This is a genomic window from Cupriavidus sp. GW822-FHT03E04, from assembly GCF_058801495.1.
The window spans coordinates 138,332-159,743 of record NZ_JBXANI010000020.1 but is presented as its reverse complement, the minus strand read 5'-3'; the positions used below and the strand labels follow the sequence as shown (position 1 = coordinate 159,743).

19 protein-coding genes are annotated in these 21,412 nt (G+C 67.2%); 5 read left to right on the top strand and 14 right to left on the bottom strand.

Annotated elements, in window-relative coordinates:
- Window positions 1–70: 70 nt before the first annotated feature.
- Window positions 71–1,333, bottom strand: a complete 1,263-nt coding sequence (locus AC1RQC_RS27490; protein WP_492376724.1) for an acyl-CoA dehydrogenase family protein — start codon at window positions 1,331–1,333, stop codon at window positions 71–73.
- Window positions 1,334–1,525: 192 nt separating this feature from the next.
- Here AC1RQC_RS27490 and AC1RQC_RS27485 point away from each other — a divergent pair, with 192 nt between their 5' ends.
- Entirely contained in the window at window positions 1,526–2,461 is a 936-nt protein-coding gene (locus AC1RQC_RS27485; protein ID WP_492832449.1) for a LysR family transcriptional regulator, read from the top strand.
- Between the two features lie 25 nt (window positions 2,462–2,486).
- Here AC1RQC_RS27485 and AC1RQC_RS27480 read toward each other — a convergent pair whose 3' ends face one another.
- The 8 genes from AC1RQC_RS27480 to AC1RQC_RS27445 form a co-directional block, all read right to left on the bottom strand.
- The gene (locus AC1RQC_RS27480) at window positions 2,487–3,920 is read right to left on the bottom strand and encodes a hypothetical protein (RefSeq protein ID WP_492885167.1); all 1,434 of its coding nucleotides are present in this window, start codon (window positions 3,918–3,920) and stop codon (window positions 2,487–2,489) included.
- Window positions 3,917–4,537 (bottom strand): RNA polymerase sigma factor, encoded by a 621-nt coding sequence (locus tag AC1RQC_RS27475; RefSeq protein ID WP_492376483.1) that lies wholly within the window; start codon window positions 4,535–4,537, stop codon window positions 3,917–3,919. The genes AC1RQC_RS27480 and AC1RQC_RS27475 overlap by 4 nt, the downstream gene beginning before the upstream one ends.
- 98 nt (window positions 4,538–4,635) lie before the next feature.
- Window positions 4,636–6,438 (bottom strand): vWA domain-containing protein, encoded by a 1,803-nt coding sequence (locus AC1RQC_RS27470; RefSeq protein ID WP_492885165.1) that lies wholly within the window; start codon window positions 6,436–6,438, stop codon window positions 4,636–4,638.
- Between the two features lie 128 nt (window positions 6,439–6,566).
- Window positions 6,567–7,574, bottom strand: coding sequence for a Bug family tripartite tricarboxylate transporter substrate binding protein (locus AC1RQC_RS27465; protein ID WP_492885163.1), 1,008 nt, complete (start codon window positions 7,572–7,574; stop codon window positions 6,567–6,569).
- A 275-nt stretch (window positions 7,575–7,849) separates the two neighbouring features.
- Window positions 7,850–8,926, bottom strand: coding sequence for a phosphotransferase (locus tag AC1RQC_RS27460; protein ID WP_492376480.1), 1,077 nt, complete (start codon window positions 8,924–8,926; stop codon window positions 7,850–7,852).
- A gap of 108 nt (window positions 8,927–9,034) precedes the next feature.
- A complete protein-coding gene (locus AC1RQC_RS27455) occupies window positions 9,035–9,769 on the bottom strand; it encodes a histidine phosphatase family protein (RefSeq protein WP_492885162.1) in 735 nt (244 codons plus the stop codon).
- Between the two features lie 105 nt (window positions 9,770–9,874).
- Complete coding sequence (locus AC1RQC_RS27450) at window positions 9,875–10,654, bottom strand: oxepin-CoA hydrolase, alternative type (protein WP_492832459.1); 780 nt, start codon at window positions 10,652–10,654, stop codon at window positions 9,875–9,877.
- 92 nt (window positions 10,655–10,746) lie between these two features.
- Window positions 10,747–12,270: a 3-hydroxyacyl-CoA dehydrogenase gene (locus AC1RQC_RS27445; RefSeq protein ID WP_492885160.1), complete on the bottom strand. Its 1,524-nt coding sequence runs from the start codon at window positions 12,268–12,270 to the stop codon at window positions 10,747–10,749.
- Window positions 12,271–12,510: 240 nt separating this feature from the next.
- Here AC1RQC_RS27445 and AC1RQC_RS27440 point away from each other — a divergent pair, with 240 nt between their 5' ends.
- Window positions 12,511–13,152: a glutathione S-transferase gene (locus AC1RQC_RS27440; RefSeq protein ID WP_492376477.1), complete on the top strand. Its 642-nt coding sequence runs from the start codon at window positions 12,511–12,513 to the stop codon at window positions 13,150–13,152.
- 78 nt (window positions 13,153–13,230) lie between these two features.
- On the opposite strand, the gene AC1RQC_RS27435 is transcribed toward AC1RQC_RS27440, so the two are convergent.
- Both AC1RQC_RS27435 and AC1RQC_RS27430 read right to left on the bottom strand, forming a co-directional pair.
- Entirely contained in the window at window positions 13,231–14,418 is a 1,188-nt protein-coding gene (locus AC1RQC_RS27435; protein WP_492885158.1) for a pyridoxal phosphate-dependent aminotransferase, read from the bottom strand.
- Between the two features lie 54 nt (window positions 14,419–14,472).
- Window positions 14,473–15,027, bottom strand: a complete 555-nt coding sequence (locus AC1RQC_RS27430) for a putative toxin-antitoxin system toxin component, PIN family (protein WP_492829465.1) — start codon at window positions 15,025–15,027, stop codon at window positions 14,473–14,475.
- Window positions 15,028–15,066: 39 nt separating this feature from the next.
- Here AC1RQC_RS27430 and yaaA point away from each other — a divergent pair, with 39 nt between their 5' ends.
- Both yaaA and AC1RQC_RS27420 read left to right on the top strand, forming a co-directional pair.
- On the top strand, window positions 15,067–15,852 hold the full coding sequence (gene yaaA / locus AC1RQC_RS27425) for a peroxide stress protein YaaA (protein WP_253932713.1): 786 nt from the start codon (window positions 15,067–15,069) through the stop codon (window positions 15,850–15,852).
- Between the two features lie 94 nt (window positions 15,853–15,946).
- Window positions 15,947–17,089, top strand: coding sequence for a M14 family metallopeptidase (locus tag AC1RQC_RS27420; RefSeq protein WP_492885156.1), 1,143 nt, complete (start codon window positions 15,947–15,949; stop codon window positions 17,087–17,089).
- Between the two features lie 86 nt (window positions 17,090–17,175).
- Here AC1RQC_RS27420 and AC1RQC_RS27415 read toward each other — a convergent pair whose 3' ends face one another.
- From AC1RQC_RS27415 to AC1RQC_RS27405, 3 genes are all read right to left on the bottom strand, one after another.
- Entirely contained in the window at window positions 17,176–18,009 is an 834-nt protein-coding gene (locus AC1RQC_RS27415; protein WP_492885154.1) for a BspC domain-containing protein, read from the bottom strand.
- A 313-nt stretch (window positions 18,010–18,322) separates the two neighbouring features.
- Window positions 18,323–19,195, bottom strand: a complete 873-nt coding sequence (locus AC1RQC_RS27410; protein WP_492376726.1) for an N-formylglutamate amidohydrolase — start codon at window positions 19,193–19,195, stop codon at window positions 18,323–18,325.
- Between the two features lie 12 nt (window positions 19,196–19,207).
- Complete coding sequence (locus AC1RQC_RS27405; RefSeq protein ID WP_150983798.1) at window positions 19,208–20,194, bottom strand: tripartite tricarboxylate transporter substrate binding protein BugE; 987 nt, start codon at window positions 20,192–20,194, stop codon at window positions 19,208–19,210.
- Window positions 20,195–20,364: 170 nt separating this feature from the next.
- On the opposite strand from AC1RQC_RS27405, the gene gcvA reads away from it, so the two are divergent.
- The gene (gene gcvA, locus AC1RQC_RS27400; RefSeq protein WP_441633559.1) at window positions 20,365–21,267 is read left to right on the top strand and encodes a transcriptional regulator GcvA; all 903 of its coding nucleotides are present in this window, start codon (window positions 20,365–20,367) and stop codon (window positions 21,265–21,267) included.
- Window positions 21,268–21,412 lie beyond the last annotated feature (145 nt).

Genomic DNA, 21,412 nt, shown 5'->3' with positions numbered 1-21,412 from the left:
AGCAGGGCCGGCGGTGAGACCGGTTGTGGCCGGTTGTGGCCGCTTGTGGCGGATTGCGGATCGTTGCGGCTTAGAAGCCGCGTGCCACCGGCATGCTGATGTCGTCCGGGCTCACGCCCATGTGCTTGGCCAGCTCCAGCTTGGCGATGGCGTTGCGGTGCACCTCGTCCGGGCCGTCGGCCAGGCGCAGGGTGCGCTGGTGCGCCCACCAGTTGGCCAGCGGGAATTCGTCAGAGACGCCAGCGGCGCCGTGCACCTGGATGGCCCAGTCGATCACCTTCAGCGCCATGTTGGGGGCGACGACCTTGATCATGGCGATCTCGGCCTTGGCCACCTTGTTGCCGGCGGTGTCCATCATGTAGGCGGCCTTGAGCGTCAGCAGGCGCGCCATTTCGATTTCGCAGCGGGCTTCGGCGATGCGCTCGCGCGTCACGCCCTGGGCGGCCACCGGCTTGCCGAATGCAACGCGCGACAGGGCGCGCTTGCACAGCAGTTCCAGCGCGCGCTCGGCCACGCCGATGCTGCGCATGCAGTGGTGGATGCGGCCCGGGCCGAGGCGGCCTTGGGCGATCTCGAAGCCGCGGCCTTCGCCCAGCAGGATGTTGGCTGCCGGCACGCGCACGTCCTTCAGCTCGATCTCCATGTGGCCGTGCGGCGCGTCGTCGTAGCCGAACACCGGCAGGAAGCGCTTGATGGTGATGCCTGCGGTATCGGCCGGCACCACGATCATCGATTGCTGTTCATGACGGCCCGCTTCCGGGTCGGTCTTGCCCATCACGATATAGACCTCGCAACGGGGATCGCCCGCGCCCGACGACCACCACTTGGTGCCGTTGATCACGTATTCGTCGCCATCGCGGCGGATGCTGCAGCAGATATTGGTGGCGTCCGACGAAGCCACGGCCGGCTCGGTCATCAGGAAGGCCGAGCGGATCTCGCCGCGCAGCAGCGGCTCCAGCCACCTGTCCTTGAGTTCTTCCGACGCGTAGCGCTCCAGCGTCTCCATGTTGCCGGTATCGGGCGCCGCGCAGTTGAAGACTTCGGCCGACCAGGGCACCCGGCCCATGATCTCGCACAGCGGTGCGTATTCCAGGTTGGACAGGCCTTCCGGGGCACGCTTGGAATGGGGCAGGAACAGGTTCCACAGGCCGGCTTCGCGCGCCAGCGGCTTGAGTTCCTCGATCACCTTGGTCGGGACCCAGGCGTTGCCGGCCTGGCGGTTGGCCTGGATCTCGGCGTAGAAGCGCTTCTCGTTCGGATAGATGTGCTTGTCGAAGAAGGCCAGCAGGCGAGCCTGCATTTCCTTGACCTTGGGGGTGTACTCGAATTGCATGTTGTCTCCTCCACCTCTGAATGAGGCCGGCATCGGTTGGGCCGCCGCGGGTTGCGGTGGGCCGTTTCCGGCACCGGCGGACGCGGTTTGCGCCGACTGGAGAGGACTGTACCGCAATCCAGGTAATTAGAAAAATGAATTTTCTGGATTTGCCAGTATCAATACCGTGCATTCCATGCCAGAATGCCCGTCATGCAGCTATCCCGCATCGACCTGAATCTCTTCGTGGTGTTCGACGCTATCTATAGCGAAGGCAGCATCACGGCCGCCGCCCGCCAGCTTAACCTGACCCAGCCCGCGGTCAGCCACGCGCTGGGGCGCATGCGCCTCTTGTTTGACGACCCGCTATTCGAGCGGCGGGGGCAGGGCATGGCACCCACGCCGCTGGCGCGCTCGCTGGCCGCCGAGGTGCGCACGGCCCTGCAGTCCTTTGCCCGCACCTTGCAGGACACGCCGCATTTCGATCCGGCGGCCACGGTGCGCCGCTTCACCATTGGCATGCGCGATGCGCTGGAGTCCACCCTGCTGCCGCCCCTGATGGCCCGCGTGACCGCGATGGCGCCGCAGGTGGAGATCGCGGCGATCCGCTTCGACCGGCGCGAGATGGAGTCGGAACTGCTGGCCGGCACGCTCGACGCGGCCATCGATATCTTGCTGCCGGTGTCGCCGGCCATCCATCACACGCCCTTCATGGCCGACCCGATGGTGGTGCTGGCCCGCCGCGACCATCCGCTGATGAAGAAGGAGCTGACGCTGGAGCGCTACCTGGCCGCCGAGCACGTGCATGTGTCGTCCCGCCGGCGCGGGGCCGGCCTGGAAGACCAGGCGCTGCACCGCATGGGCCTGACGCGCCGGGTGCGGTTGCGCTGCCAGCATTACGCCGCGGCCTGCCGGGTGGTGAGCTGCACCGACTTGCTGGCCACGCTGCCGCTGCGCTACGCGCGCATCGCCAACGAGCCATATGCCAACCGCTTGCTCTCGCTGCCCTTCAAGGTGCCTACGCTGGAACTGCACCTTTACTGGCATGCCGGCGGCGAGAATGATGGCGCCAATCGCTGGCTGCGCGAGCAACTGCTGGCGGTGATCAACTCGCTCGGCGGCGGTGTGGGCGAGGTGGCCCTGGACTGAGTGCGCCGAGCCTCGTCCCCTGCGCCTACCAGGATGCGCTATCGGCCTGGCGCTCGATGCGCACGGTGGCTGGCGGCAATGTGCTGTCGGCCTGCACCGCATAGGGCAGCGGCGGCCGGTATTGCGCCGGCACCGCCTGCCATAGCCGCTCGACCCACGCCCTGACCTCGGGGCTGGCCGGCGCCGACGCCGTGACACGCAGCGCCAGCTGCGCCCCGGCGGCGGGCTCGGCCCCCGACGGGGCGGATAGCAAGCGCTCCACCGCTAGCTGAGGTTCTTCCCGCAAGCTCATCGTCAACGTTCCCACCCTTTGCACGCGTGCGGCAGGCGCGGGTGCGCGTGCCGCATCGGCCTGCTGCGACGGGCTGGCGCGCAGTGCCAACCTGGGTGCATCGATGGTGGGCGCTGGCGCCGGTGGGGCGATGGGGGCGATCGGGGCTGGCGGCGCAATGGCAGCCATCGGCGCGATCGGCGCCATGGGTGCCGGGGCAGGTACCGCAGGCGCTGCCGCTGCGGCGGGAGGCGCTCCGGCAGAGAGTGAGCCGGTCGCGCCCGCTGCGCTTTCCCTGGATGCAGGTGCACGCTGGTCCGCTAGCCGGTCCGGCTCGCGAGGCGCGGCCTTGGCCTGTGCCTCGGCGGGCGGGCGGGCCGGTGCAGGCGCAGGCTGTGCGGCATGAGCGGCTTGAGTGTCGGGCGGAGGCACTGGCGCATCCGCGCGCGGCGATGCCGGCTGTCCCGCGGATTCCGCTTGCGGAGCTGGAGCCGGGGCCGGAGCCGCTGGCTGCACCGCCGCTTGTGCAACCGGCTTGGCGGGTTCCGCCTGCTTTGCCGTCTTGTTTGCCGCCGTGTCCGCCATGGGGGCCGGGGCTTGGGCGGGTAACGTGATTTCGCCGTGGCGCAGGTCAAGCTGGCGCATGACGATCTGCAGCGACAAGACGCCCACGCCGAGGGTGGCGGCGAGCGCGCCCAGCGCGGGCCACCAGCGCCGTGCGGGGCGGGCACGGGGCGGCTTGCCAGTTGGCTCTGCGCCGGCGGCCGGTTGTGCGGGCAGCGCCTGCTCGCGCAGCCACGCCTGCGCCGCCTCGCTGACAGGCGCGCCGAGCACGCTTTGCGGCACGTCGCCGCGCCGGATTTCCTCCAGCACGGCATTGCGGCGCGTGGCCTGCGCCGCTTGCATCCGCGCGGCTTGCGCCATGACCGCTGCCTGCAATCCCGCCGGCGGCGTGAAATCCAGTTCGTCATCGTCGGCGGGCGCCTCGGCTTGTTCGGCGTAGGCCCGGACCTTGGCCGGCAGCGAGGCTGGCGGTAGCGGCGCTGGCGCGTTGCGCGCCGCCTGCTCCGCACGCGCCGCAGCCATCACCGAGGCCTCCAGCGAGGCCGGCGGTACAAAAGCGGGCAACTCGCGCAGCAATGCCGCGAGCCGGTCCTCGCCGGCGATGAAGCGTTCGTCCGCGCTCATGGCAGCCGCTCCTGCGATGGCGTGGCCACCAGGTTCTCGCGCAGCCGTGCAAAGGCGTAGCGCAGCCGGCTCTTGATGGTCTCGAACTTCTCGCCCAGCGTCAGGGCGATGTCCTCCACGCTCATCTCGCTGAAGAAGCGCAGCACGATCACCTCGCGCTGCGCCGCCGGCAGCGCCAGCAGCGCTTGCCGCACGCCCTGCAGGTTCTGGCGCAACTGCGCCTCGGCCTCGGGGCTGAGGTCGTCGGCAGGCATGGCGAGATGCGTCTCGTCGAGCGTGTCGCGCTGGCGCTCGTAGGCGCCGCGCAACTGGTCCAGCCAGGTATTGCGCGCGATCTGGAACAGGAAGGTGCGCAGGGCCGCGCTGGGCTGGTAGTCCGCGCAGCGGGTCATCAGCTTGACCCAGGTCTTCTGGGTCACGTCCTCGGCCTCGCTGGTGTTGCCCTGGCAAAGCCAGGCCACGTAGTTGTACAGCGCCGCGTTGTGGCGGCGGAACAGCTCGGCCACCGGCTGCTCGATCAGGCCGTTGGCGACCAGCAGCATCAGGTCGGTATCCGGCAGCGCGGACAGTCCGGCAGAGGATGGGGAGGGCGGGGCGCCAGGTGAGGGGGCATGCATGCGCGGGAGTATATGACAGCCCCGCGCGCCGCCGCGAGGGGCTGTCGGTGCCGGGTGCCTGCGCGCGGGCAACCCGGCGGATGGTGGGCGAGGCGGCCTCAGCGTGGCGGCTCCCCGGCAGGCTCGCCGCCTTGTGCCAGCGGTGCGCGCGTCGACAGGGCCTGCGCCAGGTCGACCAGCTTGATGAACTCGCCGCGGTAGCCAAAGCGGTCGGCGCCGCGCGCGCCGAGCGCCAGGGTGCGCGCGTCGGCGTAGGTCCAGCCGTTGACATGATTGCCGCCACGCAGTATCTGGCCGAAGCCGGCTACCGCCGCGGCGAAGCGCATGGCGTCGTCGGCCTGCGCCAGCGGCCGCACCGCGCTGTCCTGCACGGCCAGGTCGATCAGCTCGCTGGCTTGCGCCTGCGGCAGCTTGTAGCGCAGCTTGATGTGGGCCAGCTCGCCAGCGGCGCCCTTGCCTGGCTGGGCGGCAGGGCTCGCCGGCTGGTAGCGCAGCGGGTCGATCAGGCCGGGCTGGCCCGCCAGCGTCAGCTCATAGAGGGCTGTCACGGTGTGGCCGGCACCGATGTCGCCGGCGTCGACCTGGTCGTTGTTGAAATCCTCGCGCTTGAGCGCGCGGTTTTCATAGCCGATCAGGCGGTATTCCTTGACCGTGGCGGGGTTGAACTCGACCTGGATCTTGACGTCGCGCGCCACCGTCGCCAGCGTGGAGCTGAACTCCTCGGCCAGCACCTTCTGGCCTTCCATCAGGTTGTCGATGTACGAGTAGGCGCCGTCGCCCGCGTCGGCCAGTTGCTCCATCAGCTGGTCGTTGTAGTTGCCGGTGCCAAAGCCCAGCGTGGACAGCGAAACGCCGGACTTGCGCTTCTCCGCGACCAGGGCCTTGAGCTGGCGGAAGTCGGTGATGCCCACGTTGAAGTCGCCATCGGTGGCTAGCAGCACGCGGTTGATGCCGCCCGCGATAAAGCTCTGCTGCGCCGCCTGGTAGGCCAGCGCGATGCCGCTCGCGCCGGCGGTCGAGCCGCCCGCTACCAGCGAATCGATGGCCGACGAGATGGTAGCCTTGTCGCTGCCTGGCGTCGGCGGCAGCACCACGCGCGTGCCGCTGGCGTAGGTCACCAGCGTGATGCGGTCCTGCGCGCGCAGCGCGTTGGTCAGCAGCTTGAGCGAGGACTTTAGCAGCGGCAGCTTGTCGGGCGAATACATCGACCCCGACACATCGACCAGGAAGACCAGGTTGGCCGGCGGCAGGCTGTCGCGTGCCGCGTCGGCGGCCTTGATGCCGATGCGCAGCAGCACGTTGCGCGCTTGCCATGGCGCGGGCGCGGCGTCAGCGTGCACGGCAAAGGGGCGGCCGTCGCGCGGCTGCGCGTAGTCGTACGGGAAGTAGTTGACCATTTCCTCCACGCGCACCGCGTCGGCCGGCGGCAGGCGGCCGGCATTGAGCAGGCGGCGCACATTGCTGTAGCTGCCGGTGTCGACGTCGATGCTGAAGGTGGAGACAGGCGCTTGCGCTACCTGCTGCACGCCGTTCTCGTCGATGGCGCCATAGCGCTCACGGTCTGGCCCAGGCTGCGGCTGCGGGTAGGGCATGGGGCGTGCCATCAGGGTCATGGGCGCCGCAGGCATGGCGCGCATGGCAGGCGCGTATGCATTGGCCACGGCGCCGGCGACCGCCTCCTTGGCGGCAGATGCGGTGTCGCGGGCCTCTGCCATGGGCACGGTGGGCACGGACTGCACGGGAGCGGCCGGGGCAACCGGGGGTGGCGGCACCGGCTGCGTGGCCGGTGCCGCGTTGTCGGCGCGCGCGGGCAAATCCGGCGGGGTAGGGGCAGTGGTGGAATGACCACCGCAAGCGGCCACTGCAAAGGCAATGGCCAAGGCTCCCAAGCGCTTAAGCATGTTCTTTTCTCCTGAAGGGCCGCGCCGGCGATGCCGGCGGCAGGGCGCTGTCAGTGAAACGAGGCAGCCTGGCGCAAGGGGTTAAGCGCGATCAAAAAAAGTCAGAACGCGCCAAGACCCGGCGCGGGTCAGTCGAGCCGGATGTCGGCCTGCTTCACCACGGTTGCCCAGCGCGCACGCTCGGCGATGAAGAACTTGTTGGTCTCCGGTGGCGTCATGGTCACCACTTCCGCACCCTGGCCGGCGAGCTGCGCGCGCACGTCCGGCAAGCGGATGATGCGGATCAGCTCGCTGCTGATGCGTGCCACCAGCGCATCGGGCATGCCCGCGGGCGCCATCACGCCTTGCCAGGTGCCCGACTCGAAGCCTGGCACCCCTTGCTCGGCAATGGTCGGCACTTGCCCCACCAGCGGCATGCGCGTCTTCTTGGACACCGCGATCACCTTCAGCTTGCCGGCCTGCACCTGGGGCAGCGTCGCCAGCATGCCGTTCATCAGCACCTGGGCGGTGCCGCCCACGGTATCGGCCACCGCCTGCGCACCGCCTTTGTAAGGCACGTATTGCCACTTCGCGCCGGTAGCTTGCGCCACCGCCACGCCCGCCAGGTGCGGGGCGCTGCCGATGGCGGTCACGGCAAAGTTGAGCTGGGTGCGCTTGGACAGGTCCACCAGTTCCTTGAGGTTGCTGACCTGCACCGAAGGATGGACCACCAGCAAATGCGGCGAGTACGCCAGCATGGAAACGCCCTTCAGGTCCTTGCCCGGATCGAACGTGAGTTTGGTGTAGACCGACGGGCTGATGGCCAGCGCGCCGACATCGCACAGCAGCAACGTGTGATTGTCGGTGCCGGCCTGCGCGACCATGGCGGCGCCGATATTGCCGTTGGCGCCCGGGCGGTTATCCACCACGATGGGTTGGCCGAGGGCTTCGCCGAGCTGGCGGCTGATCAGGCGGGCAATGATGTCGGAGGAGCCGCCGGCGGGATAGGGCACAACCAGCCGGATCGGGCGGGTAGGCCAGTCGGCGGCTTGCGCCGGCGACGACAGCAGCGTGCCGGCCGCGCCGAGGCTGCCCAGCGTGGCGGTTGCGCCGAGGGACGAGAGTTGGGTCAGGAAGGTGCGGCGGCTGCTTGGCATGGGCGTTGTCTCCGGCTTTGTTTTCTTTGTACGTGTTGTATGTTGTCGTATGTGTTGGATCATAGCCGGAAGTCCTGGGCGGGTCCAGGGCATTTTCTGGCAGGATTTCAGGCGTGACGGATGGCGAGCCTGGCGAGAGTCGCGGTGAAGTCGTTGCCGAAAACTGGCCTACACATCATCTGATACGATAACTTGCCCCGTAAAAAAAACCTCTTCCCCGCGCTGGGGGAAGAGGTTTTCCGATGATCCCGGCAAAGCGCCAGATTGCCAGATTGTTATTGCTTTGCCTTCTTTGCGTACTCCCAGCCCATTTCCGCCATCGGCCGGGCGCGCTTTCCTGCATCCGCGGCCTGCGCGGAGGAAGCTGTCCCGTCCACCACGCGTTTCATGATCCCCTGCAGGATGCCGGCAATCCGGAACATGCTGAACGCCAGGTAGAAATTCCAGTCGCCGGTGATCGGCCGGCCGGTGCGTTGCTCGTAGGTGCGGCGGTACGTGGCCTCGTCAGGGATGCCAAGCCCGGCATGGTCCAGGCCAGCGATGCCGCGGAACTGTCCCGGGGCGATGTGCCAGCTCATGCAGTGGTAGCCGAAGTCGGCCATCGGGTGCCCCAGCGTGGACAGTTCCCAGTCGAGCACGGCCAGCACGCGCGGCTCGGTGGGGTGGAACATGAGGTTATCCAGCCGGTAGTCGCCATGCACGATGGACGTGAGATCGGCGTCTTCCTGCGGGATATGCTCGGGCAGCCAGGCCATCAGCGAGTCCATGGCCGGGATGCTCTCGGTCTCGGACAGCTTGTACTGCTTGGTCCAGCGCTCGATCTGGCGCGAGAAGTAGTTGCCCGGCTTGCCGTAGTCGCCCAGGCCGATGGCCTTGTAGTCGACGGTGTGCAGCGCGGAGATGACGCGGTTCATCTCGTCGTAGATGGCGGCGCGCTCGGCCGGCGTCATGTCGGGCAGCGACTGGTCCCACAGCACGCGGCCGGCGACGAATTCCATGATGTAGAAGGCGCGGCCGATCACGGCTTCGTCTTCGCACAGCGCGTACATCCTGGCCACCGGCACGTCGGTGCCGGCCAGCGCGGCCATCACGCGGTACTCGCGCTCGATGGCGTGGGCCGAAGGCAGCAGCTTGGACTTGGGGCCCGGCTTGGCGCGCATCACGTAGGTCTGGCCAGGTGTGATCAGCTTGAAGGTGGGGTTGGACTGGCCGCCCTTGAACTGCTCGATGGAGAGCGGGCCGGCAAAGCCGGCAACATGCTCGCGCATCCAGGCTTCCAGCGCGGCCAGGTCAAAGCGTTGCTGCTCGGCTACCTCGCGGGTGCCTTCGAAATTCGAAACGTTGGTGCTCATGCTGTCTCCATGTTTTCGGTATGTTCCGGGTTTTCCGAGATTCGATTACGTCTGTCTTGTCCGTCTTGTCCGTCTTGTCTGTTTTATCTTTATCTCTGTGCGGCGTGGCTAGCCGGCCGGCCCGCGCAGGTCGCGAAAGCGCAGGTATTGATGCAGCAACACTTCCATGGTGGTGTGGCGCGAACCGCTGTGCACGGGCGTGGGCGGCGAGTAATTCATCATGCGCACCACCCAGTCCAGCGGATCGTCGCCCACGTCGAGCACATTGATGCAGCCGGCGGTTTGCATCAGGCTGCCGTAGAACACGCGGCGCCCGCAGGTGATGGCGTGGGAGAGGATGGCACGGTTGGTGCCGCCATGCAGGACCAGCAGGGCGGTGTCCCAGTTCGGGTCTTCGCGCAGGCGGCGCAGCGCAGGCAGCACGCGGTCGAGGAATTCGCCTACGCTCTCGCCATCGAGGAAGCGCTTGTCTTCGGGCACTTCGCCTTCAAAGGCGCCGATAAATGCGTCGCGCAGCTTGTCGTCGCTGATGCCTTGCAGCTTGCCGCCGCGGATTTCCTGCAGCTCGGGCCAGGTTTCCATCGCGGCGTCGGCCATGCCCGGCAACTCCGCCAGCACGCGCTCGGCGGTTTCCACCGTGCGCGGCAGCCCGCTGACGATGATGCGGTCAAAGCCAATGTTCTCGGCGGCAAAGGCACGGCCAGCCGCGCTGGCCTGTTCGCGCCCGGTCTCGTTGAGCGGCACCAGTTCGGGCAGCGCAGGGCGCCCGGTCTCGTCGAAGTAGGTCACCGCGCCATGGCGCATCAGGTAGACGCGGCGGCGGGGCGAGGGTGGCAATTCCATGCAAGTCTCCGGTGCTTGTGCTGCCGTGCCCGTCTGCGCGGGCATCGTTGGCGTGGCATTGCGAGGCCGGGTGCGCGCATTGGCGGACCCGGCGGGCAGGGCGGCTCAGCGGTAGTTTGGCTTGCGCTTTTCCAGGAAGGCGCCGATGCCTTCGCCGCCATCCTTGTGATGCAGCGCGGCCACGAAGTTGTCGCGTTCTTGCGCCAGGTGCTCGGTCAGGCTGGCGGTGGCGGCGTGGTTGATCAGGCCCTTGATGCGGCCCATGGCGTGCGGCGAGCGCGTGGCCAGCGATTCGCCCAGGCGCAGCGCTTCGGTCAGCGCCTGGCCGGGCGGCACCACGCGGTTGACCAGCCCGAAATGCGCCAGGCGCGCGGCATCCACGGGCTTGCCTTCCATGATCAGTTCGCAGGCGAGCTGCCGGGGCAGGGCGCGGGCCAGCTCGTACGAGCCGCCGCCATCAGGTGTCAGGCCAACGTTGACGTAGGCCATCACGAACTTGGCGTCGCTGGCGGCCACCACGAAATCGCAGGCGAGCACCAGCGAGAAGCCGGCGCCCGCGGCGGGGCCTTCCACGGCGGCGATGATCGGCTTGGGGAAGGCGTGCAGCGTTTCGATCCAGTGGTTCAGGACTTCGATGCTCTCGGCTTGCACCTCACGCGGCTTGGCGCGGTTGCCGAGCAGGCGGTTGAGGTTGCCGCCGGCGCAGAACACGCCATCGGCGCCGGTGATCACCACCGCGCGGATTTCGTCGTCGCGCGAGGCCAGCTCAAGCGCTTCCTGCGAGGCCGCGTAGATGTCCGGATGCAGCGCGTTGCGTGCCTCGGGGTTCGAGATGGTCAGCACCAGGGTGGTGTCGACGCGTTCGGATAGCAGCTGTGCGGTCATGGCGGCCTGTGCGGATGCGCGAATGCAACGATGCAACGCGGTGTCGGATACGAAACGACCGCAGGCCAGAAACAAGCCTGCGGTCGCGGTTCTTACTGCTCTTCGGCCAGCAGCGACAGGCCGAGCCCGGCGCGGCGCCACAGCCACGGGCTGGGGCGGTAGCGCATGTCGCCGGTCAGGCGTTCCAGGTTGCGCAGCACGGTCAGCACCAGGTGCGGGCCGATCACGTCGCCCAGCGCCAGCGGGCCCTTGGGGTAGCCCAGGCCGAGATTGACGGCGAGGTCGATGTCCACCGGCGTGGCAATGCGCTGCTGCGCGATGTCGCTGGCGATGTTCACGATGCAGCTGATGATGCGCTGGGCCACGAAGCCGGCCGAGTCGCGGATCACGGTCACGGGCACGCCGTCGCTGCCAAACACGCCGTGTGCGGCCTCGCGCATGGCGGCTGACGTGGCTGGCGTGGTCATCAGCGTGCGGCGCTTGGTGGCCTCGAACGGCAGCAGCGTGTCGATGGCGACCACGCGGGTGGGGTCCAGGCCCTCATGCAGGGCGCAGGTGGTGGCGTCCAGCCCGAGCGGCGTGACCACGATCAGGGCGTCGTCCGAGGGCCGGTTGCCGGCTTCGGGCGTGATGCCCAGCGAGAGCAGCAGCTTGACGGCCATGCCGTGGCCGCGTTCGTCGGCAAGGCTGACCCAGACGCTGGCCGGGCGCGCGGTGGGCACGGCGGCGGTGGCGGGCAGCTGCTTCTGGCCGTCGACATAGCGGTAGAAGCCGGCGCCGGCCTTGCGGCCGATCAGGCCACCCACCGAGCGGATCGCCGTGATGGGCGACGGGCGGTAGCGCGGTTCCTGGTAGAACTGGTTGTAGATGGACTCCATCACCGGGTGCGACACGTCCAGCCCGGTCAGGTCCATCAGCTCGAAGGGGCCCATGCGAAAACCCGCCTGCTCGCGCATGATGGCGTCGATGTCGGCGAACCCGGCCACGCCTTCCTGCGCGACCTTCAGGCCTTCGATGTTCATGCCGCGCCCGGCATGGTTGACGATAAAGCCGGGCATGTCCTTGCAGCGCACCGGCGTGTGGCCCAGGCGGCGCGACAGCGCCATCAGCGCGTCACCCACGGCGGGGTCGCCGGACAGGCCGTCGATCACCTCGACCACCTTCATCAGTGGCACTGGGTTGAAGAAGTGGTAGCCGGCGATGCGGCCAGGTTGCTTGGCGCCCACCGCGATCGCGGTGATCGACAGCGACGACGTGTTGGAGGCAATCACGGCATCCGTACGCAGGACGGCTTCGAGCTTGGCGACCAGGTCACGCTTGACTTCGAGCTTCTCGACGATGGCCTCGAGCACCATGTCGCAGCCGGCCAGGTCTTCCAGCGCATTGCAGGGCAGCACGCGGGCCAGCGCGGCGGCGCCGTCCTCGGCGCTCATCTTGCCTTTTTCGGTCAGCTTGGCGAACGTATCCTGCAGGTATTGCCGGGCGGCTGCCACGGCCTGCGGGTTGGTGTCGTACAGGCTGACGCTCAGCCCGGCCTGCGCGGCGATCTGGGCAATGCCCCGGCCCATGGCACCGGTGCCAACGATGCCTAGCGAGTCAATGGTGAAAGTGCTCATAGTGCGTCCAGAAAAGTGTGGTTAAATTAGCACGATCGTACGTTTTTTGCATCATCCGCGACAGTGGGGCGATGCAGGCGGCGTGCGCTGATCGGCCAACGCGGACCGCCAGAGTCTGTCATGGCACACAATGCCTGCTTGCCTGTGTGTGGGCAGGGTACCTTAGCCCCTGATTTCATCGCAATCCACCCGGTGGGTTGCCAATCACGCCAATCACGCCATAACGAGGAGAGAGACGACATGCTGAAACTCTGTGGTTTTGCCGCCAGCAACTACTACAACAAGGTCAAGCTGGCCTTGCTGGAAAAGAACCTGCCGTTCGAGGAGGAGCTGGCCTGGATCGGCAAGACCGATCTCGAAGCCACCCCCCTGGGCAAGGTGCCCTACATGATCACCGATCACGGCCCGCTATGCGAGTCCGAAGTACTGGACGCTTACATCGAGGCGACCTACCCGCAAACGCCGCTGCTGCCCGCCAGCCCCTACGAGGCGGCCAAGGTGCGCGAACTGGTGACCTTCCTGGAGCTGTACCTGGAGCTGACCGCGCGCGAGCTTTACGCTGAAGCGTTTTTCGGCGGCAAGGTCAGCGACGGCGTCAAGGAACGCCAGAAAAAGCTGCTGGAGCGCTATATCCCCGCCTTCGCCAAGCTGGCGAAGTTCTCGCCCTACCTGGCGGGCGACACCTTTACACTGGCGGACTGCGCCGCGGTGGTGCACTTTCCGCTGATCTCGTCTTGCACCAAGATCATCTACGGTACGGACATGCTGGCCGACCTGCCGGTCAAGGAGTACCTCAAGCGCATGTCGGAGCGCCCGACGGTGCAAAAGGTGAATGAGGATCGCAAGGCGAATACCGAGCTGATGCTGAGCGGCCGGAAGTAAGCGAAGGGTTTGCACAAAGCAAAAAGAAAAGCGCCCGCGGCATGCCGCGGGCGCTTTTTTCGCTGGCCAAAGCGGTGCCTACAGCGCCTTCAACCGCGCCAGCGCCAGCGCCAGCGTCTCTTCCTTCTTGGCAAAGCAGAAGCGCACCACGCCGGACTCGCGCGGCTGGGAGTAGAAGGCCGAGACGGGGATCGCCGCCACGCCGATCTCGCGCGTGAGCCACATCGAGAAATCCGCCTCGCTCATGTCCGAGATGGCGGAGTAGTCCACGCACTGGAAGTAGGTGCCGTCCGACGGCAGCAGCTTGAAGCGCGTGCCGGCCAGCCCGGCGCGGAAGAAGTCGCGCTTGGCCTGGTAGAAGGTCGCCAGGTCCAGGTAGGGCGCCGGGTCCGCCATGTAGTCGGCCAGGCCATGTTGCACCGGGGTGTTCACCGTGAACACATTGAACTGGTGCACCTTGCGGAACTCGGCCGAGAGCGCGGCCGGCGCGGCCACATAGCCCACTTTCCAGCCAGTCACGTGGTAGGTCTTGCCGAAGCTCGATACCACGAAGCTGCGGCGTGCCAGCTCGGGGTGACGCGATACCGACTGGTGCGGCTGGCCGTCGAACACCATGTGCTCGTACACCTCGTCTGACAGCAGCAGGATGTCGGTGCCGGCCAGCAGTGCGGCCAGGCGATCCATGTCGCCGGCGCGCCAGATGGTGCCGGTGGGGTTGTGCGGCGTGTTGATCAGCAGCATCCGCGTGCGCGGCGTGATCGCGGCGGCGAGGCGGTCAAAGGGGATGTGGAAGTGCGGCGCGTCAAGGGCCACCGACACGACCTTGCCACCGGCCATTTCGATCGCGGGGATGTAGCTGTCGTAGCAGGGTTCCAGCACGATCACTTCATCGCCCGGATGCACGGCGCACAGGATGGTGGTCAGGATGCCCTGGGTGGCGCCCGCGGTGACTGTGATCTCGCTGTCCCAGTCGTAGGCATGGCCGTACAGCTTGCCGATCTTGCCGGCGATGGCCTGGCGCAGCTTGGGCACGCCCGCCATCGGCGGGTACTGGTTCAAGCCAGCGCGCATGGCGTGCGCGACGGCATCGACGATCTTCGGGTCGCAGTCGAAATCCGGGAAGCCCTGGCCGAGGTTGACGGCATTGCGCTCGGCGGCCAGCGCCGACATCACGGTAAAGATGGTGGTGCCGACCTTGGGCAGGCGCGAAGCCGGCGGCGTGAGGGGAGCAAGGGTGCCGGGCTGGGCGGAAAGGTTCGTGGGCATGGGAAGCTGCGTCAGGCTGGGCGGTCGGGATGGGCGGAAAACGATGCTGGCATTCTAGCGGGGATCGGCCGGCGCCTGTGCCGCGGCCTCCTCGCGCGCCGTCAGCCAGTTGGCGAAGGCCTGGGGCAGCAGGATATCCACGCCGCTCTGGCGGCGCAGGCGGCCTTTGAGCTTGAGCACGGCCTTGTCCTTGGAGACCAGGCAGGCGGCCTGGGCAAAGTGCGCCAGCTCGATGAACTTCTGGTCGTCGGTATCGCGGCAGCGCGGCAGGCGGGCCGCCGCGATGTCGGCTTCTTCCGGGATGGCGATGAGGGCGGTCAGCCGGTCGACCGTGGCCATGGCGGCGGGAATATCGACACCAAAATGGGCAAATTGCGGATAAGCCAGCACTCGGCGCAACTCCTCGCGGCAATCGGCGCGGATCACCGCGGCAATGGCGCCGGTGTCCAGCGCGGCCCGGATCGGCTCGACGTGCGGGTCCGCAAAGACCAGCAGGTCGACCCAGATGTTGGAGTCGAGCACGACCCGCGGTGCCGGCGGGCCGGCGACGGGGTTGGCCTGTGGGGACGGCGGGGAATTGAGGGGTACTGCGGTAGAGTCGGGGTGCATTCGTTACAATCTGGCCTTTGTGTTTGCCGCGATTTTGCCATGCTCATCGTCTTGTCCCCTGCCAAGTCGCTCGACTACGAGACGCCCCCGCGTCTGAAGACCCATACGCTGCCCCGTTTTATCGACCGTTCGGCGGTGTTGATCGAGCGTCTGCGCAAGCTCGCGCCGCAGGATATCGGGGCGCTGATGGACATCTCCGACAAGCTCGCGGTGCTCAACGCCACCCGCTACGGCGACTGGTCGCCGGAATTTACCGCGGCCAACAGCAAGCAGGCCGTGCTCGCCTTCAACGGCGATGTGTACGAGGGGTTCGACGCATCCAGCCTGTCGGACGATGACCTTGGCTTCGCGCAGAAGCATGTGCGCATCCTGTCCGGCCTGTACGGCGTGCTGCGCCCGCTCGACTGGATGCAGCCCTACCGCCTGGAGATGGGCACGCGCCTGGACAACGTGGCGGGCAAGGATCTTTATGCGTTCTGGGGCGATGACGTCACGCAGTTGCTCAACGATGACTTCAAGGCACAGAAGGCAGAAGGCAGCCCGGCCCTGGTCAACCTGGCCTCCGAGGAATACTTCAAGGTGGTGCGCCCCAAGGTGCTTGGCGCCAGGATCGTCACGCCGGTGTTCGAGGACTGGAAGGGCGGCCGCTACAAGATCATTTCCTTCCACGCCAAGCGGGCGCGCGGCTTCATGGCCCGCTACGCGGTGACGCATCGCATCACCGAGCCGGCCAAGCTCAAGCGTTTCGCCGAGCATGGCTACGCCTTTGATGCCGCGGCATCCGACGACGCCCGCTGGGTCTTCCGCCGCCGCCTGGAAGACTGACGCACGCTGCGCCGGCTACGCCCTATCGCCCCCGAACCCAGTGCCAGGGATGGCCTACAGGCATCCCGGCCCGAACCCTCCGAGACGCCACATCATGAGTTCAGCCCTGCATATTTCCGCCAGCTTCGATTCGGGCGCGATTGAAGTCGAATCGCTTGCGCAGGCGAGCGACATCCGCCTGCGCATCCGGGCCGACTCGCATGCAGAGTTCCGCCAGTGGTTCCATTTCCGGCTGCAGGGCGCGGCTGGCCAGGCATGCCGCCTGCAGTTCCTCAATGCCGGCGACTGCACCTACCCCGACGGCTGGCGCGGCTACCAGGTCGTGGCCTCCTATGACCGCGCGCACTGGTTCCGCGTGCCGACCAGCTTCGACGGCAGCACCATGACGGTGGCCTTCACGCCCGAGCACGACAGCGTGTGGCTGGCCTACTTCGAGCCGTACTCCGAGGACCGCCACCTGTCCCTGCTAGCCACTTGCCAGCGTTCGCCGCTGGCGCGGCTCTCACACCTGGGCAGCACGGTGGACGGCCGCGACATGACCGCGGTCACGGTCGGCACACCTGGCGACGGCAAGAAGGCCATCTGGATGATCGCGCGCCAGCATCCCGGCGAATCCATGGCGGAATGGTTCTGCGAGGGCGTGCTGCAGCGCCTGACGGGCACCGGCATGTGGGCCGGCGACCCGGTGGCGCGCCGCCTGCTGGAGCGCGCCGTGTTCCATATCGTGCCGAACATGAACCCCGACGGCTCGGCGCGTGGCAACCTGCGCACCAATGCGGCTGGCGCCAACCTCAACCGCGAATGGATGGCCCCCAGCGAGCAGACCAGCCCGGAGGTGTATCACGTGCGCCGTGCCATCGAGGCCACCGGCTGCGACATGTTCTTCGACATCCATGGCGACGAGGGCCTGCCCTATAACTTCGTCGCGGGCAGCGAGATGCTGCCCGGCTTTACCGAGGTGCAGAAGGCTGAGCAACTGCGTTTCATCGACGCGTTCAAGCGCGCCACGCCGGACTTCCAGGATGTGCACGGCTACGCTGCCAGCAAGTACAACCAGGACGCGCTCAAACTGGCCTCGAAGTACATCGGCCATACCTTTGGCTGCCTGTCGCTGACGCTGGAGATGCCGTTCAAGGACAATGCCGACCAGCCCGATCCGGCGGTGGGCTGGAATGGCGCGCGCAGCGCCCTGCTGGGCGCTGCGATGCTGCAGGCGGTGCTCGCGCAACTGGGCTGAGGATGTGACCCCAGGCACCTGGCCGCCGTTTGGACGGGCCAAGGTGCAGGGCGGCCCCATGCGGGGCCGAAGCGCCTGGGCAGGCCTCAGTGCGGCTTCTTGGTGGTCGACTTGCTGGTGGTGGCCTTGCCGGTCTTGGCGCTGCTGCTCTTGGCCGTCGATTTGCTGCTGCTCGACTTGGACGAGGAGGTCGACTTGCTGGCCTTGCCGGAGCCGGACTTGCTTGCCTTGCTGCCCTTGTGGCCCTTGCTGCTGGTGGCCTGGCGCGTATTGCTGCCGCCGCTTGTGCGCACCGCGGGCGCTGCCGCCGGCTCGCTGATGACGGTGCCGCTGCCATCGAGCAATTCATAGGCCAGCATCATGCCGTCGGCATAGCCGCAGCGCACCTTGACCGGTTCCCACTGGGCTTCGGCGCGGCGCTTGTGGGCGGTCGCGGAAAATGTCACCACCGAGCTGACCGGCACCGCTTGCTTGCCTTGCGAGAAACGGCCGTCCCATGGCTCGACGGTAGCCTGGCCGGCGCCGAGCGCGCCGGTGGGGATCTTCAAGGCGTCGTAGGTGGCCGAGCGGGGCACGACCCAGCTGGCGTGCGCGGCGCAATCGGCCACATCCGCGCTGGCGTTCTCGGTTTGCATCAGTTGCTCGCGCATCTGCGCACGGTACTCGGCCAGGCTCACGCGGCCTTGCGCGGGCAGGGTCACTGTCTTGGTGGGCGGTGCGGCGGTGGCTGGCGGGGTCGGCGCGGCGCGGGTGGATGCGGAGTTGGCAGCGGCTGCCGGGGTGGCGATGCTGGGGGACATCACGGCGTCGCGATCATTGAGCGGGGTATCGGCGCAGCCCACCAGGGCGATCGCACCTGCCACTGCAGCAGCGAGCGCACACAGCCGGCTGCTGAGGAGGTCAGAGATTCGTCGGATCACGGGATCGTCTTGCTTTGGAGCGTAAGGGGTTGGCAAAGGTCTGCCATGATAGAGGAAACCCATGCGGCAAAGTTCCGAAATCTCCCGACTTAAGGGTTCTACCCGAAGGGAATACATGCCGGATGTGCAGCAGAGTGCAGCGCAGGGCAGTGTTTTGCCCGGCTGCACGGGCCGCCCGGGGATGGCGGCGCGAGGGGTGATGCAAGCGTGAGGCACGAGTGAGCCCGGCGCGGGTGCCAGTGAGGCCCGCCACGCAATGCGCGGCGGGCCTCCCGGCGTTCAACGCCCTCGAATGCGAAAACGCTGAACCCGCTCAGATTGTCTTGACGAAGGCCTTGAGGTCGTCCAGCAGCGCGTTGAGGTCTGCCTTCAGCTTGCCGAAGCCCGCGTTGTGCACCAGGCCGACTTCGTCCATGTACAGCTTGCGGTTGATCTCAAGCTGCAGGCTGTGGCGCTTTTGCGCCGGCTGGCCCACCACGCGCACGATTTCCACGCCCTTGTAGGGGTGGTTGCGCCAGACGTCGTAGCCCATCTCCTTGAGCACGCCTTCCACGCGGTCCGTGAAGCGCGTGTCACAGGTGGTGCCGTCGCGGTCGCCCACCACGAAGTCCGGATGCTGCAGCCCGGGATGCTCGGTGGCGTACTGCGCCGCCTGGCTGGGCATCGAGTGGCAGTTGATGTGCCAGGCGCTGCCGTGCGTGGCGATGGCCTGGTCGGCCAGCTTTTGCAGTTGCGCGTAGTAGGGCAGGTAGTACTGCGTAATGCGCGCCTGCACCTCGGCCACGCTCAGCTTGCGGTCGTAGATGGCCTCGCCGGTGTCCAGCACGCGCCACACCAGGCCCTTGCCAAGACGGGTCTTGGAGGTTTCCTGGCGCGGGCCGGGCCAGGGCGCGTCGAGCACGGCTTCGTCGATTTCCTCGATGCCGCGGTTGGCATCGAGGTAGCTGCGCGGGAAGCCCGCGCACAGCAGTGCAATGCCGCGTGCGGGAGCGTCGGCGTACAGCTCGTCGACGAAGGTGTCTTCGGCCTGGCGCAGCAGCGCCAGGGGCAGGCCGGCCGCCGGCCGGAAATCGGCCGGGTAGCTGGTGGCGCTATGCGGCGAATCGAGAAAGAGCGGGCTGCTCTCGCCTTGCGGCAGTTGCAGGAGGTAAGGGCTGAGCCCGGTCTTTCGGTCTGCTTCCGTCATGATGTGCGTCGTTTAATCCAGGGTGATCTTGGCTGCGGCGGCGATGCGCTTGTTCTTCGCCACTTCGGACTTGATCTGCGCGGCGAATTGCGCCGGCGTGTTGCCAACCGGCACCGCGCCCAGCTTCTCCAGCTTAGCCTTTACTTCTGGCAGCGCCAGCACCTTCACGGTGGCGTCGTGCAGCTTGGCTTGCACGTCGGCGGGCAGGTTGGCCGGCGCGATCAGGCCAAACCAGGCGGCGTCGTTGACTTCAGGCAGGCCGAGTTCGGCAAATGTCGGCACGTTGGGCAGGGCCGGCACGCGCTTGGGCGAGGCCACGGCCAGGGCGCGCAGCTTGCCGCCTTCGATGAACGGCAGCGAGGACGGCAGGTTGTCGAACAGCACCTGCACCTGGTTGGCCAGCGCGTCGTTGAGCGCCGGGCCCACGCCCTTGTAAGGTACGTGCAGCAGCTCGGTCTTGCTGCTCATCTTGAACAGCTCGCCCATCATGTGCGAGACGCTGCCGTTGCCGGCCGAGCCGTAGGCCATCTTGTTCGGCTGGGCCTTGGCCAGCGCGATGAAGGCCTTCATGTCGTTGGCCTTCACCGCCGGGTTGATGCTCATCACGTTGGGCACCGAAGCCAGGTTGGTGATGGTGGTGAAGTCCTTGGTGGCGTCGTACGACAGGCGCGGGTACACGGCCGGGTTGATACCGTGCGTGGACGCGGTGGCGATGCCCAGGGTGTAGCCGTCCGGCGCGGCCTTGGCCAGGTAACCGGTACCAATGCTGCCGCCGGCGCCGCCGCGGTTGTCCACCACCACGGTCTGGCCCAGTTGCTGGCCGAGCTTGTCGGCCACGATGCGCGCCACGATGTCGGTGGTGCCACCTGCCGGGAACGGCACAACCAGCGAGATCGGCTTGGTCGGGTACGTGCCCTGGGCAGCGGCCGACAGCGACAGGCCGGCGGCGGCGGCGCCAGTGGCGGCGGCAAGGAGGCGGAGCATGTTACGGCGTTGCATGGTTCGGTTCCTGAATGGAGGGAGGAGAGAAGGAGAGCGATTAAAGCGGTGAAAGCGGTGAAAGCGCGGAAAAGAAAGGCTTCCCTGATTCTGCTTGTTCGTGCAGGCACACCGCAAACGAAATAAAATCGTGCGATCATTCCGTTTGGTAGTGAAGTAAGGGGTTATCTATGCGACGCTTATGTCCGTCGCTGACTGAATTGCAGGCCTTCGAGGCTGCCGCACGCTACAACAGCTTCACCACCGCGGCGCGGGAGCTCCACGTCACCCAGGGTGCCGTGAGCAAGCAGGTGCGCAGCCTGGAGGCCTTCCTTGGCGTGGAACTGTTCGAGCGCGTGCGCCAGCGCCTGATGCTGACCGATGCCGGCCAGCGCTACCTGGACCGCATCCGCCCGAGCCTGACCGAGATCGAGGCCGCCACGGTGGAGTTGATCGCCAAGCAGGGCCGCGGCGGCACCCTGCATATCGCCAGCATGCCCACGCTGGGCGCCAAGTGGCTGATTCCGCGCTTGCCGCAATTCTTCGAGAAGCATCCCGACGTCAGCCTTGAATTCGTGCCGCACGCGCAGGGCTACGACTTTTCCCAGCCCGACCTCGATGCCGCCATCCGCTTCGGCGACGGCATGTGGCCCGGCAGCCTTGCCGACTACATGACTGGCCGCGAAGTGCTTCCCGTGTGCCGCCCGGCCCTGCTGGCCGGCGAGCCGGAAGGCATGGCGCGCGTGCCCTCGGCGCTGCTGCGTTTTCCCCTGCTGCATCACACCACCGTACCCGAAGCCTGGCCCGACTGGTTCGCCGAGCTTGGCGTGGCGACCCGCAAGGCGTGGAGCGGCGCGCGCTTCGACCAGTTCTCGCTGCTGACGCAGGCGGCGATGTCGGGGCTCGGCATCGCGCTGATCCCGCGCTGCCTGATCGAGGAGGAACTCGCCACCGGCGTGCTGGTGGTGGCGCATCCGGCGCGGGTGCTGAGCAAGAAGGGCTACTACCTTTGCTATCCCGAGCAGAAACAGCATCTGCCGGCGCTGCAGACCTTTCGCCAGTGGGTGATGGAAGGCGTCGACGTGGTGGCGTGAGCCGCGCGCCGCCGCTGTAATCAAAACTTACGCTTTTCCGCGACGGTTTTTTCCGCCCGCCTGCGTTTAAGAGACAGACAGACATGACAAGCCTGCGTGCAAACCGCGCCAGGCTGTGGATTGTGGACTGGAGGTTCTCATGCGC